10 protein-coding genes and 1 pseudogene are annotated in these 13,832 nt (G+C 72.0%); 1 reads left to right on the top strand and 10 read right to left on the bottom strand.

Annotated elements, in window-relative coordinates; translation table 11 throughout:
* Nucleotides 1-45 precede the first annotated feature (45 nt).
* Genes fxsT through GT042_RS28275 form a run of 5 tightly spaced genes read right to left on the bottom strand, consistent with a single transcriptional unit; the run spans nt 46 to nt 8,643 of the window.
* Nucleotides 46-4,002, bottom strand: coding sequence for an FxSxx-COOH system tetratricopeptide repeat protein (fxsT, locus tag GT042_RS28295; RefSeq protein ID WP_161311552.1), 3,957 nt, complete (start codon nt 4,000-4,002; stop codon nt 46-48).
* On the bottom strand, nt 3,986-5,374 hold the full coding sequence (fsxC, locus tag GT042_RS28290; RefSeq protein WP_161311551.1) for an FxsC protein: 1,389 nt from the start codon (nt 5,372-5,374) through the stop codon (nt 3,986-3,988). Before fsxC ends, fxsT begins: the two co-directional genes overlap by 17 nt.
* A 19-nt stretch (nt 5,375-5,393) precedes the next feature.
* Nucleotides 5,394-6,182, bottom strand: a complete 789-nt coding sequence (locus GT042_RS28285; protein ID WP_161311550.1) for an AAC(3) family N-acetyltransferase — start codon at nt 6,180-6,182, stop codon at nt 5,394-5,396.
* The gene (fxsB, locus tag GT042_RS28280; protein ID WP_202534039.1) at nt 6,175-8,469 is read right to left on the bottom strand and encodes a radical SAM/SPASM protein FxsB, inactivated metallohydrolase extension form; all 2,295 of its coding nucleotides are present in this window, start codon (nt 8,467-8,469) and stop codon (nt 6,175-6,177) included. The genes GT042_RS28285 and fxsB overlap by 8 nt, the downstream gene beginning before the upstream one ends.
* Nucleotides 8,470-8,478: 9 nt before the next feature.
* Entirely contained in the window at nt 8,479-8,643 is a 165-nt protein-coding gene (locus GT042_RS28275; protein WP_161311549.1) for an FXSXX-COOH protein, read from the bottom strand.
* Nucleotides 8,644-8,875: 232 nt separating this feature from the next.
* Here GT042_RS28275 and GT042_RS28270 point away from each other — a divergent pair, with 232 nt between their 5' ends.
* Nucleotides 8,876-9,781, top strand: coding sequence for a DUF4231 domain-containing protein (locus tag GT042_RS28270; RefSeq protein WP_161311548.1), 906 nt, complete (start codon nt 8,876-8,878; stop codon nt 9,779-9,781).
* A gap of 98 nt (nt 9,782-9,879) precedes the next feature.
* On the opposite strand, the gene GT042_RS28265 is transcribed toward GT042_RS28270, so the two are convergent.
* The 5 genes and pseudogenes from GT042_RS28265 to GT042_RS28245 all read right to left on the bottom strand — a co-directional run.
* Nucleotides 9,880-10,359 carry a hypothetical protein gene (locus GT042_RS28265; RefSeq protein WP_161311547.1) on the bottom strand — a complete coding sequence of 160 codons (480 nt, stop codon included), beginning with the start codon at nt 10,357-10,359 and terminating at the stop codon, nt 9,880-9,882.
* Nucleotides 10,360-10,460: 101 nt separating this feature from the next.
* A complete protein-coding gene (locus tag GT042_RS28260) occupies nt 10,461-11,378 on the bottom strand; it encodes a S1 family peptidase (RefSeq protein WP_345943955.1) in 918 nt (305 codons plus the stop codon).
* Nucleotides 11,379-11,582: 204 nt separating this feature from the next.
* Complete coding sequence (locus GT042_RS28255) at nt 11,583-12,404, bottom strand: DUF1684 domain-containing protein (RefSeq protein ID WP_161311545.1); 822 nt, start codon at nt 12,402-12,404, stop codon at nt 11,583-11,585.
* Nucleotides 12,405-12,409: 5 nt separating this feature from the next.
* Nucleotides 12,410-13,588: an LLM class flavin-dependent oxidoreductase gene (locus tag GT042_RS28250; RefSeq protein ID WP_161311544.1), complete on the bottom strand. Its 1,179-nt coding sequence runs from the start codon at nt 13,586-13,588 to the stop codon at nt 12,410-12,412.
* A pseudogene (locus tag GT042_RS28245) lies at nt 13,585-13,832 on the bottom strand (FMNH2-dependent monooxygenase); the annotation flags it as partial. The pseudogene GT042_RS28245 and the gene GT042_RS28250, both read right to left, overlap by 4 nt.

Genomic DNA, 13,832 nt, shown 5'->3' with positions numbered 1-13,832 from the left:
CCGGGTGCCGGACGGGCTCGAGCCCGTCCGGCACCCGGAAGACGCCTACACCACCAGGGGCTCCAGATCGCGGTGCACCCTGCGCTCGTCCCGCGCCAGCCGGGTCAGCGCGTGGTCCTCGCCGAGCAGCTGGGTCAGCTCCTCCACCGTCTCCGCGCGGATCGGCGCCGCCTCGTCCTTGCGCCCCGAAGCTCCCAGCGTCACGCAGAGGTTGGAGACGACGGCGAGCATCTCGGGGTGGTGCGCGCCCAGCGACTCGCGCAACCCGGCGACGGCGGCCCGCTCGATGGCCAGTGCCTCTTCCAACTCCCCCAGGTCCGCCTTGGCGTTGGCGAGGTTGACCGTGCAGAAGAGCGTGTGCGGATGCTCGTCCCCGAGCACCTCCCGCATGGCCCGCAGAGCGCCCTGGAGCAGTTGCTCCGCCAGCTCGGGCGCCCCGCAACCCCAGTGGTAGATACCGAGGTTGTTGATCGCGGCGAGGGTGTACGGGTGCCGCTCCCCCGGCACCTTCATGTACTGGTCCACAACCTCCTGCGCCAGGTCCCTGGCCGCCACCGGCTCCCCGGCCGAGAAGTGGTCGGCGGCCAGGTTCAGGTCGCAGGCCAGCGAGTCCGGGTTGACCTCCGTGCCGTACTTGGCGCGGTAGCGGTTGCGGGTGGCCGTGGTCAGCCGCCGCGCGTCCTCCAGCCGGCCGGCCCTGCGCAGCGACACGGCCAGGCTCTTGGCCGCGACGAGCGTGCCCGGGAACGCCTGCCCCATCTGCTCCTTGAGCGTCGCGTACGTCCGGCTGAGCAGCGCCGCCGAGTCCTCGTACCGGCCGATCTCCCGCAGGTCCCGCCCGAGACTGGCGGCGGAGGAGAGGGTGTACGGGTGCACCGGGCCGAGCACCTCGGTGCGCCGGTCGAAGACGTCCTGGTCCAACTCCCGCGCACGGGCGAAGTATCCGACCATCCGCAGGTTCAGGGCCAGGTTGTTGGCGGCGGCGAGCGTCCGGGGGTGCGACTCGTGGAAGATCGAGCTGAACCCTTCGTGCGCCTCTGTCGCCAGCTCCATCGCCCTGCCGTACTCGCCGAGTGTGCCCAGGTCCATGGCGAGTCCGCTGGTGGTCATGTACGTGTGCGGATGGGACGCCCCCAGCACCACGCGCTGGCGCGCCAGGGTCTCCTCGTCCAGCTCCCGCGCCTCCACGTAACGGCCTTGCGAGCGCAGGATGTTGGAGAGGTGGAACCGCAGGTAGAGGTATTGGAGGTCGTCGTTGCCGAGTTTCTCCCGCCAGACGTCCCGCAGGTCGTTGGCGAGTTCGAAGGCGGCCGGCAGGTCGCCGCGCTTCCAGAGGTAGCGCACCCGGTCGATCATCAGCCGGCGGGTCTCCGGCTTCCTGCACCGGGCGGCGTCCGACGGCACGAGGTGCGGCCAGATGGTGTTGAACCGCTCCCAGGTGCCGGGGTTGTCGATCGGCTCGTCGTCGTCGGGCCTGGCGCCCGCCAGGATCCGGTGGACGGCGTGCCGGGCGTCCTGCTGCTCCTCCTCGGTGAGCTGGGCCTTGATGATCGCCTGGACCAGCCGGTGCACCTGGATGCTGTTGCCGACCTGGTCGACCTTGGCCAGTGCGAACCGGCCGATCTCCCGGATGACCCGGCCGAGGACCAGCGTCTCCTGGAGCGAGGCGTCGTACGGCTTGAGCGCCTCGATCATCTCCTTGCTGTAGAGGAGGTTCGCGGAGATCGGCTCGGGGGCGAAGAAGGCGCAGAGCTGGAGCAGCCGTACCGCCGCGGGCGAGCGCTCCTTGAGCCGCTGGATGGAGATGTTCCAGGTGGCGGCGACCGGTTCCGGGTAGCCCGCCGGCTGGTTGAGGGCCAGCACGCTGGGTGCCTGCTGGGCCAGTTGCTCCAGGTAGTCGCCGACGGGGGTGGCGGTCTCCGCGATCCAGGCGGCGGCCTGTTCGACGGCGAGCGGCAGGTCCCCGACGGCGGTGGCGACCTTGTCGGCGTCCACGGTGCTCAGCCCGGGCGCGCGCCGCTGGAGGTGTTCGACGGACTCCTCGCGCAGGAAGACGTCGACGGGCAGCGCGTCGCCGTACTGCGACCAGGTCTGGTTGCGTGAGGTCACCAGCACGTGCCCGGGACCGCCCGCCGGGAAGAAGCGCTTGATGAGTTCGGGGTCGTCGGCGTTGTCGAAGACCAGCAGCCAGCGCGAGGACGGCACGCCGCGCCGCAGCAGGTCGACGGCCTCCTGGGAGGCGGCGGCCATGTCCTCGCCGCCCTGGGCCCCGAGCCGTACGGCCAGTTCGGCGAGGCCGGCCACCACGTCCGCGACCTGTTCGGAGGAGATCCACCAGACCAGGTCGTAGTCGGCCATGAAGCGGTGCACGTACTCCAGGGCGACCTGGGTCTTGCCGATGCCGCCGAGTCCGTACAGGGTCTGCGGCTGGGGCAGCACCACGGCCATGCCGCCGCCGAGCTGGTCGCGCATCCGCTCCAGGACGAGGGAGCGCCCGGTGAAGCCGGGGTTGCGGGCGGGCGCGTTCCAGATCTTGGGGACGGTGCCGGGGAAGCGCGGGCCGGGCGCGACCGCGTCGGTGAGCTGGACGGGGCGCTCCAGTGCGCGTAACAGGGCGGTGGTGGCGTGGACTTCGTCCAGCCGGTAGAGGTCGACGGGGTTGCGGTCGATGTACGGCGTGGTGAGCCGTACGTCCCCGACCCGCAGCGGCACCAGCTGCCGCCGGCCGCCGCCGGGGTCCTCGGAGGCGGCGCGGGTCCACACCTCCACGGCCCGGGCGGACTTGAGGTAGGCGGCGGACAGCAGCACGACGGTACGGGCCGCCGTCTCGGCGGTCGTGGCGGCCGCGGCCGCGCCCTTGCCGGTCCCCGCCGCGTCCGGATCGGCGGAGACGTCCCGGGGCACGACCCGGAACCCGGCCCGGGTGAGCACCGATTCGACCCAGTCGGCCCACATCCGGTTCTCGGCCACGTAGCTGAGGAAGAGGTCGGCGGGCAGCGAGGGGCGGCGGCGCGTGAAGGCGTCCCTGATGCGCAGCCTCGCCTCCTCGCCGACGGTGGGCATCGCGGTGACGGCGCCCTCGGTGACGTAGGCGGTGACCCGTTCGAAGGCGGAGAGCAGGGAGTTGCTCAGCCCGGCCTCGTCGCCGAAGGTCGCGAGGGTCTCCTCGTAGGCGTAGTAGGGGCGGTACGGAATCTCCACCGCGCCCCAGTAGGCGGTGAGTTCCTCCCCGGCGAGCCCGCCGGGGAACCGGTCGAACTTGAGCCGGGCCAGGGCGCGTCCGGCGTCGGCCTTCTCCTTCTCGCCCTCGTCGATCCGCATCGGCACGGGGAAGATCTTGATGCCCCGGCCGCCGTAGCGCTCGTCGATCTGGCGGGCGACGGCTGCGGCGCCGTCGATGGACTGGTCGCTGAGGGTGAAGCAGTCGACGAGGACGTCGGGCAGGTGGACGGTGCAGATGTCGGCGATGTCACTCAGACCGGTCCTGCTGTCGATGAGGACGTAGTCGTAGTGGGCCTTCATGTCGTCGCGCAGCGCGTCGAAGAAGTGGCCGCCGCCGAGCCGGTCGTAGAAGTTGTCCCAGTCGAAGGTGGAGACGGTCGCGGAGTACTCGCGGTTCTGCTTCCCGGCGGACACGAAGTCGAGCGTGCCGCCGGCCGGGAACTCCCAGCCCAGGTTCTCCGGGGTGAGGGAGACGGCGTGCGGCTGGATGCGCGCGTAGTCGCGGTGCCAGTCGTCGGACCGCTCGACGGGGCTGGTCGCGGCCCACGCGTACTCGGTGATCAGGTCGATGACCCCGGTGGTGGCACCGAGCGTGGAGGGGTCGAGGAAGGGGTGGAAGAACCGGTGCAGGCCGGGTGCCTCCAGGTCCCAGTCGACCGCCAGGACGCGCTTTCCGTTGGCGGCGAGGATCCAGGCGGTGTTGGCCAGGGCCATCGTGCGGCCCGTACCTCCCTTGTACGAGTAGAAGGTGACGATGCGTCCGTCACGACGTTCTGTCATCCGTGTCCTCCGCATCGGGCGCCAGGTCGTGCGTCTCGGGTGTGTAGTACGTCGTCGCGTACTCGGCGGCCATCGGGCCGCGCAGGCGCGGCCGTTCGGTGTGGCTGCCGCCGGCCGGCGGGTAGACCGCCGCGTGTCTCAGGTACTGCTGGGCCGCAGCCTCGACGACCTGCGGCAGGATCTGGCCGAACGCCTCCATGCTGGGCACGCCCTTGGCGGCGGCCCGGCAGGCGGTGCGGCCCTGCCCCATCTTCCTGGGCATGGTCCGCTCCAGCTGTTCGCTCAGCTCCGTCTCGGCCGCCCTGCTCTGCTGGTCCTCGCGGTTCCACGGCACGACGACGCTCACCCAGGGCCGGTGCTCGGCGTCGAACGCGGCGAGCCGCTCGCGCTGTTCCTCGTCGTGCAGCGCCCACCGGTCGACCAGCAGGATCTCCGGCCGGGTGGGCGCCTGTTTGCCGTCGTGCGGTACGGCGACGTCGTCGAACGACATGATGTCCGCCTGGTAGTTGAGCGAGCGCACCAGATCCCGTGCGACGTACGCCAACGGCCTCACGGAGTCCGGGTGGTAGGGATTCCAGTCCTGGGCCGTACCGCCGTAGTAGTGCGGGGTCCGCCCCTCGGGCAGGTCGTGGTGGGTGGGGGCCGCCACGGTGACCTGCATGGGCCGCGGACCGCCGTTGGCCCCGAACGCGCTGGGCACCTGGCGGTAGTCGAGAGGCCGGCCGGGGCCGACGGCCGCGGTGTCGGCGACACTGACGATGCGTTTGGCGAGCTCGTAGACCGCCCGCTCGTACTCCTCGGCGAAGATCCGGAGCTTGATCAGCCCGTAGAGTCCGTCGGTGACGTAACGGTCCCCGAAGTCCCGGTGGTTGAACTGCAACCGCTCGGCGGGGCCGGGGAGTTGCTGCGGTGGCACCGGCACCCACAGGGCCGGCACGATCGCGTCCGACGGGTTGTTGCTCTTCGCCTGCTGGTAGATGACGCGTTGCGCGAACGCGTACCACTCCTTGCCGCACATCTCGCTGGCGAAGTAGCGCGGCGAGAACAGCGGTACGAACACCCGGCAGGTGGAGAGGACTTCGCCGAGCCGTTCCGACCAGCCCTCGCCGGAGCGTATCTCCCGGTCGATGAAGCCGGGCGGCGCGCCCGCCGGCAGGTCGGTCATGGCCAGCACATGTCCGCACAGATCCCGGAAGAGCCGCTCGACCCACATGTCCGGATCGGGCCCTCCCGCCCCGTCCCTCGGTGTGTGTGCGTAACTCAGAAAGAAATACGGCCGATGGTCAGCCGCTCGTTGCCGCGGTGACGCCTGCACACGACCCCCGTCCTGTGTCTTGGCGAACTCATCATTCCGGAGCGGAGCCCCCTCCATCCCCTTGACGTTCGGTCAATCAACGCCGCTTTTCGGTCATCCACGACTCCGCGTGATCCACCGCGTCTTTGATCGGGAACAGCCGCGCGGATGTTCCTCCCAGTTGTCCCTTCTGCTCCATACCCCAGGGGAACGAAGCGCCCACGGACTCAAAATCGCTGTCGTCGAGGGTGACATCCTCATATTCCACCCAACGCGCGATCCCGTCAGGGCCTTTCAGTACACAGCGGTAGGAACGTGTCGGCGCGCCGACCCGGTATTCCGCGAGATGGAACGCGGTGCAGACGCCGAATCCCACATTGATCATCAGAACGTGCGCACCGGCCGCGGCGAGAGCGCCCAGCGGCGAGTCCTCGCCCAGATGACTGTGCAGGGGATGCACGGCCAGCAATTCCTTCGCCCGGCGCCCGACGGCCGCGAAAGAGGTCTGCGGATGGGTGCTGCGCACCGCACCCGGATGGGTGCGTACGGACTCGGCCAGCCGGCCCATCCCCGTGGAGGGCGTGGTCGCCGCGTCGAAGGCGGGCATCCGCTCCCGGAAGGCCGCCGCCTCCCGGCGTGTCTTCCCCCGGATCCGCGCCAGATGGGCCGAGGAGGTGTCGGAGTTGTCCTCCGTGAACGCGGGCACGACCAGGGTGCCCGTGTCGCCCACGGCCGTCAGCAGGGCGGTGCGCAGGGTGTCGGCGTCGAGGCCGGTGGAGCGCAGGGAGGCGTGGACGAGGAGGATCGATCCGTCCGTGACCCCCAGGGCCGCCAGCTCGGCGGCCAGCGCGGCCACGGTGGCGGGGCGGTCCGTCGCGTCAGGCATGGTCGACCTCTTTCCACAGGGCGGCCAGCAGGCTCTTCCCGCTGACCGTGAGTTCGGCCGTGCCCTCCAGCGCGTCCAGCGCCCGGCGGGCGTGGTCCCGGTAGGAGGTGTCGTACGCCGCGAGACCCACGCGTTCGTACGCCCCCGCCAGCAGCTCCGACACCGGGACCGGCGTGTCCCGCCAGGGCGCCCGGCGGAACTGGGCGGGCACGGTGTCCGGCGCGTACAGGTCGGTGACCTCGGTGAGCGCCCGCAGCTTCGCGGCGCGGAAGCCGCGCAGGAGCGCGAGCGCCAGCTCCCCGGCGTCCCCGTGGACGGGGATCCCCAGGGCTCCGTAGCCGGGCGGCCCGCTCACCGCTCCGGTGGACGCCGACAACAGCGGCGTCAGCGTGGACAGCGTCCCCGCCGCCTCCGCCGCCTGGTCGGGTACGGCGTCCCGCAGCAGCCCCCAGGCCGCCGCGAGACGGGCGCTCCAGCCGGCCGCCTCCGCGTCCCCGAGCCCCGGGTGGACGGGGGCGCCGAAGCGGTCGCGGTACGGATCGAGGTCGTCGAGCGCGAGATCGGGCGCGAGGTCGGATGCGCCGTCCCGGCCGAGGCGGCGCACGGGCCGCCAGTACGGGGTGGCCTCCCCGGGGCGTACGACCAGCCGCTCCACCGCGCCGGCGCGCACCAGGAAGCCCTTCTCCACGACGCGCACCTCGGCGTCCCCGTACGAGCCGGCGTACGACCCGGCGCCGGCGCTGTACGGTCCCGCGCCGTCGTCCAGTCGCAGCACCCCGAGGGTCGGGAGGTGCAGGGCGCCGTCCCGGTGGCCGACCCGGACGGCCAGGTCCAGGCCGCCGCGGATCACGGCGGCGGCGACGTAGGCCGCCAGGCGGCGCGCGCTGCCCGGTGCCTCGGGCCGCTCCTCGCGCAGGGCCGCGACGGAGTCGACCAGCCAGGGGCGGGTGTACGGGTGGGCGAGCAGCTCGTCCAGTCCCTCGGAGTGCCGCTCGACCACCCCGGCCAGCTCCCAGGCCTCCTGCCAGGACGCACCGCCCCGGCCGGCCAGTTCGGAGTGCAGCTCCGCGAGGAGCGAGCGGGTCAGGTCCAGCTGGGCGGCGAGCAGTTCCCCGGTGTCCGTGACGGCGGGCGAGGTGGTCGCGGCGGCCGTACGGGACTCGATGCCGCGGATCAGGGCTTCGAGGTCCGCGCAGTACACCGAGGTCCGGTCGAACCCGGCGGGTCCCGCCGCGGGCCCGGACGCGGCGCCGGAGCCGTACCGGTGGGTGTAGAGGCCGCCGCCGCAGGAGCGGACGACCGGGCACCGCCGGCAGGTCTCGCTCACCCCGGCGAGGCCCAGCTGGCGGGTCCGTACGCCCGGGTGGGCGGCGACCTCGTCGAAGGTGTGGGAGAAGACGTCGAAGCCGGTGGCCGCCGCGCCGTCGTAGGCGCTCTTGAGCGAGTCGACCTGTTCCAGCGTGCCGTCGGTCTCCACGACGACCAGGTCGGTGGGGGCCAGTCCGAGGGACTCGGTGAGGCTGGGGCCGCCGGCGAGGGTGGAGAGCACCGACTCGAAGAGCCGTACCGGCATGGGCCGGCCCTGCTCCTCCCAGCGGTCGAAGACGGTGAGCAGCCAGTCGGCGTACGCGGTGGGCGAGCCGTCGGGGCGCGGCGGGGGCTCGTCCCACGTGGCGTGCGGGAGGAGGAAGTCGATGCGCGGCGGATCGAGGGCGGCGAGCGCGTCGTACACCGCGAGGGGGTCGTTGGCCGCGTCGATCGTGCACAGCAGCCCGAGGTCGAGGTGGCGGTAGCGCTCCTCGTGGAGCAGGGCGACGGCCTTGAGGACCTGGGGGTGGCTGCTGCGGCCGTCCGCGTAGCGGCGGTGCCGGTCGTTGGCCGTCCGGTCGCCGTCCAGGGAGATGCCCACCCGGACGCCGAATTCGTCGAACAGGTCGAGATAACGGGGAGAAAGCTGGAGCCCGTTGGTGTGGATGCGCAGATCGAGGGCAGCGATACCGTCGAGAGCCGCGGTCAGCTCGGCGCAGACCTGCCGGAGCCGGGCGGGGCCCGCCAGCAGAGGCTCCCCTCCGTGCAGGATCACTGACACGGAGGGCAGGGCATGGGTCTTGGCATGCTCTGCCAGTCGCAGAGCCGTCCAGGAAATCGCCTCGTCAGAGATCGCTTTGGGGCGGGTGCGCCAGCTCTGGTCGGCGTGTTCGTAGATGTAGCAGTGGTCACAAGCGAGATCGCACCGGCTGTGGACCTTTAAGACGATCTCGCGGAATGGGACCAGGGGTCCAGTCATTCCGCCAGTCTAGAGGGCGGAGTTGAAGCTCGAAACGCGCGCGACACGGCTGGTGGGCATGGGAAGGACCCGGTTGAGCTTCTTGGCGACCTCGGTGTCGCGTACGTCGATCTCCGCGAGGGGGACTCGGTTCTTCTTCGCAGGAGCGAAGGTGACAGAGGTCTGAAAGGTCACGACGGCCGTCCTTGATCATCAGGTGCGAACAGGAGACACGGCACCGTTGCAGTGTCAGCGGCACGACTTTACTCTTCAGAACTCGTACAGCAACTCGGCACGGGGGCCGAGACAAAAGCGTTGTCAGGAATTCGCGAACGCGTCGCGCGAGGCGCCATTCAGCTGAACGAGTGACAACACCACAGCAGACGGGGGCGCGCGCATGGCCGAGTTACGCGGACCACTGCACAGTATGGTCTTCCGAAACGCTGATCTGCCGGTTCTCTTCCACTACGCGGACGCGATCGCCGTCACGCGCCAGCGGCAGGCGGTCAACGCCAACCGCAGCCAGCTGGTGCTGCTCGTCCTGGCCGCCGCGCTGGCCGCGCTGCCGTGGGAGGGGAAGCTCGGGGGTACGTTCCAACTCGTGGGCGCGCTCAGCGCGTTGGCGTACGCGGGCGTACTCCTGTTCACCCTCAGGTCCGCCGGGCACCGAGCAAAGTCGCATTGGCAACTCAACCGCTCCGCCGCCGAGTTCATCAAGTCGATGTCGTGGCGGTACGCGGTGCACGGGGCGCCCTTCGATTCCGGGGCGGAGGATCCGGCGGGACTCTTCACCACCCGGATGGAGGCGGGCCTGAGGGAACTCAAGAAGGTCGGCTGGGAGGATCCGCGCGACGGCGGCGGGGCCCCGGCGGGGGCGGCCCAACTCATCACTCCTCCCATGCAGATGCTGCGCGACAAGGCGTTCAGCGCCCGCAAGGAGACGTACGTCAGGGACCGGCTCATCGAGCAGCGCAACTGGTACCACCGCCGCACGGTGATCTCCCGTCACGCCACCACCCTCTGGGGGGTGACCATCACTGTCCTCACCCTGCTGGCGCTCCTCCTGGCCCTGCTGCGTACGTTCTCCGTCACCGGATCGTCCGCCGTGCTGGGGCTGTTGTCGGCGTCCGCGGCGGCCTGCCTGGCGTGGAACGAGATACGGCGCCATCAACCGCTCATCTCCGCGCACTCGTTGGTGGAGGACGATCTGGCGGCGATGCACACGGCGATGGCGACGATGGTCACCGAGGCGCAGTGGGCGAACGCGGTGTACGAGACCGAGCGGATCGTCTCGCCGCAGCACACGGACTGGCTGGTACGGCACCGGAGTTGAGGCGCGGGTGTGGAAGGGGCGGGTGTGGAAGGGGCCGGTGTTGAAGGGGTGGGTGTTGAAGGGGTGGGCGGTCGGTGGGCGGTCAGGGGCGCGAACCGTCAGGCCCGCTCCACCCCCTCGCACCAGATCACCGTCACCGGCTTCCCCCGCTCACGCGCGTACCGCACGATGTCGCCCGTCCCGCCGAGGCCGCGGGCCGGGCGGCCGTCCCACACCGCCAGCAGCCGGTCGCAGTGGTCGGCGATGTACGCGCCCGCCGCGTAGTAGGCCTCGTCGGTGGAGTGCGGGAACGCCATCCTGACCTCCAGGGTGGCCCGGTCCTTGAGGTGCCGGTAGCGGGCCAGTTCCTCGGGGTCGTCGAAGCCGTCCTCGTAGTCCCCGCTGGGGATGACGACGGTCAGTTCCGCGCCTCGGTCGAGCGCGAGGTCCGCGAAGAGCTGGTCCGCGCCGGCCGCAAGGCTGGAGAGCGCCTCCAGCGAGCCCTGCTGGGCGCGGAGCACCGCCAGGATGGCGGCTCTGATGTGTGCCCTGGCCGCCGCTGGGATGTCCCGGTGACCGGTCACTCCGATGCGTTTCACTGCCCGCGGCCCCCCGTTCCTCACCACCGACCACCCCGCATTGTCGCAGAGGTGAGCCCCCGTCCGGTCGGGACAGGGGCTCACCCGGCGGCGCGGCCGGGTCAGTAGACGCTGACTCCGTAGGCGCTCAGCGCCTCCGTGACCGGCTGGAAGTACGTGGTGCCCCCGGAGGTGCAGTTGCCGCTGCCGCCCGAGGTGAGGCCGATGGCCCGGCCGGCGGAGTGGAGCGGTCCGCCGCTGTCGCCCGGTTCCGCGCAGACGGTGGTACGGATCAGGCCGGAGACGACGTCGCCGCCGCCGTAGTTGACCGTGGCGTTGAGGCCGGTGACCGTACCGCTGTGGACCCCGGTGGTGGAGCCGAGGCGTGTGACGGACATGCCGACCGTGGCGTTGGCGGCGCCGGTGATGTCGACGGTGCCGACCGTGCCCGGGTGGGGCACGGCGGGGTTGTCGTACCGGACGAGGCCGAAGTCGTTGCCCGGGAAGCTGGTGCCCACCGTGGGGCCGATGCTGATGGTGTGCGCCGGGTCCGCGTACCAGGGCGGGGAGCCCTCCGTGCAGTGACCCGCCGTCAGGAAGTAGTAGGTGGTGCCGCTGCGGACGTTGAATCCCACGGTGCAGCGCCGGCCGGGGGCGTAGACGGCGTCGCCGCCGGATATGAGGCGGGACAGCGTGCCGGGGGTGCGTTCGACGCGCAGGGCGCCCGCGTCGGCCCCGGCCGCCCGCCGGATCGAGGCGATCTCGGCGGCGGAGACGGTGCTGTCGGCCGTGACGACCAGTTCGCCGTTGGCCCGGTCCGTGTACCAGGCGGTGCCCGGTACGTCGGCGGCGAGGACGGCGTCGCTCGCCGCGGTGAGCTGCTGGGCACCGTAGACGGTGGCCCGGTCCTGTGCGCTCGCTCCGGCGGCCGGGATCGCGAGCGCGGCGGTGGCGGCCAGTCCGGCGGTGACGGCGAAGAGACGGGCCCCTCGCGTCCTGCGGCCTGTCGGCCCGGCATCCGTGGCGGTGGTGCGCTTGATCCTCACGTGTCGTTCCTCCGGGGGGAATCGGGGGCCCGGCGGTGGGGTGCCCGGCCCGTGAGGCGAAGCCGGAGCGCCCGTCCGGATCCCGGACAGGCGTCTCCCGGCAAGCACTCCGGGGAGTATCGGGGCCGCCGGCCGCCCCGCGCAAGGGTGCCCTCCGGCCACCGCGACGGGTGGTGCCGGAGGGCCGGGAGTGCCGGATCAGCCGGTCAGGAGCCGCCGTTCCCCTGCCGGGACCGCGATCGGGAGCCGGTTGCCGGGCGGCGGGAACGGGCAGAGGAAGTGGTCGGCGAAGGCGCACGGCGGCAGCACCGCCCGGTTGAGGTCGACGCTGACCGTGCCGTCCGCGTCCGGGGCCGGCGGCCGCAGGAAGCGGAACCGGAAGCTGTCCGTCCCGCTCGTCGTGTCGGCGAAGACCACCCAGAGGGACCCGTCGGGCTCCACGGCGGCCTGGAAGGTGTGGTCCGTACCGTCCACGGAGAAGGAGATCTCACCGCCGAGGGTGAAGTCCCGTTCGCGCCCGTCCGCGTTCGGGAGCAGGATCGTACGGCTCTCGTACGGCCGGAAGTGCCCGGTCAGCGCCCAGTCGCCGTCGTACGGGGCCGCCTCGATGCCCAGGAACGACCGCCGTGCCGGCGATCCCGGGTCGAAGTCGCGTACCGCCCACAGCCCTTCGCGGCGCAGCACGACCAGCCGGCGTGACCCGGTCGCGATCCTGCTGTCCTCGAAGGGCCCGGTGTCGGCCGTCAGCCGGATCTCACCGGTCAGCGGTACGCCGTCGGCGGTGAGGCCGTCGCCGTCCCCGGCGGTGAGCACCACATCCTCGCCGTCCGCGCGCCACACGCCCGGTACGGCGGGCAGGCGGCCCTCGGGGAAGTCGGTGAGCCAGTGGGTGCCGGTGAGGGAGAGCGGGCCGTAGGGCGCGGAGACGGCGAAGACGCGCCGTTCGTGCCAGCGCCTCCACTCCTCGGCCGGGTCGGTGTCGGTCGCTGTGCCGGGCGCGCCGGACGTGTCGGTGGTCATGCTGATCAGCCTTTCCAGACGGGGTCGGGAAGCCCCAGATGGGACCGCAACGTGGTCCCCGCGTACTCCGTACGGAAGACACCGCGTTCCTGGAGCAGCGGTACGACCCGGTCGACGAAGTCGTCCAGGCCGCCCGGGGTGGGAGGGGGAATGAGGAGGAAACCGTCCGCCGCCCCCTGCTGGACGAAGGTGTCGAGCGCCTCGGCGACGGTCAGGGGGCTGCCGATGAAGGACGGCCCGGCGGTGGTGGGGCCGGGGTCGGGATCAGGGTCCTTCTGACGCCGGATCTCGGCGGCGCGCTCCCGGATCTCGGCGGCGCGCTCTCGGGCCTCGGCGTCGGTGTCGCCGAGGACGTAGGTCACCCCCGGCATGATCTTCAGGTCGCCGGGCCGCCTGCCGTACCGCGCGAGCCGCGCCTTGGTGTCGGCGTAGAACGCCCGGCCCGCCTCCAGGGTGCCGGGGCGGCCGAGGACGACGTCGGCGGCCGAGGCGGCGAACTCCCTGCCCTCCTCGGAGTCACCGGCGTGGAGGACGACGGGGTGGCCCTGCGGGGAGCGGGGGACGGTGAACTCGCCCTCGATCGCGAAGTGCCGGCCGGTGTGGGCGAAGGGGCGCGGGACGCCGTACGGGGCGCCGGGTGCGGCCGGGGTCCAGGAGTCCCAGAGTTCGCGGGCGGTGGCGACGAACTCGGCGGCCCTGGTGTGGCGGTCGGCGCGGTCGAGGTAGCCGCCGCGCCGGAAGTTCTCCCCGGTGAGGGCGGAGCAGGAGGTCACCACGTGCCAGGCGGCTCGGCCCTCGCTGAGGCGGTCGAGGGTGGCGAGCCTGCGGGCCAGTTCGAACGGCTCGTTGAAGGCGGCGTTCACGGTGGCGGCGAGGCCGAGCCGGTCGGTGACGGCGGCGAGGGCGTTGAGCACGGTGATCGATTCGGGCCGGCCGACGACGTCGGGGTCGTGGACCGGTCCCTGGTGCTCGCGCGGCTGCGGCTCCTCGGCGAGGAGGAAGAAGTCGAAGAGGCCGCGCTCGGCGGTACGGGCCAGCCGCTCGAAGGAGGAGAACTCGATCCGCGACGTGGCGCGCGGGCCGGACCTGACGGTGGCGGGGTCGACGCCGGGGAAGCGGGCGGCGAGGTGGAGGGTCCTGCGGCCGTCGCCCCTGCGGTCGGCGCCCCGGCGGTCAATGGTCATGAGACTCCCCCGGCGTGGGTGTACCGGTTGGCGGGCCGGGTCAGGCCCAGGTGCTCGCGCAGGGTGCCGCCCGGGTAGAAGGTACGGAACCGGCTGCGGTGCTGGAGCAGCGCGACCGTACCGTTGACCAGCCGTTCCAGGTCGCGGGCCGGCTCGGCGGGCGCGACGTGGAAGCCGTCCACGGCGCCGCCCCGGTGCCAGGCGGCGATCAGTTCGGCGAGGTCGACGGGGCCGCCCCGGTAGT

Origin of the sequence: Streptomyces sp. SID3212, assembly GCF_009865405.1 — a bacterium.
GTDB lineage: Bacteria > Actinomycetota > Actinomycetes > Streptomycetales > Streptomycetaceae > Streptomyces.
The sequence above is the reverse complement of the archived record's forward strand: the minus strand, read 5'-3'. Positions and strand labels throughout refer to the sequence as shown.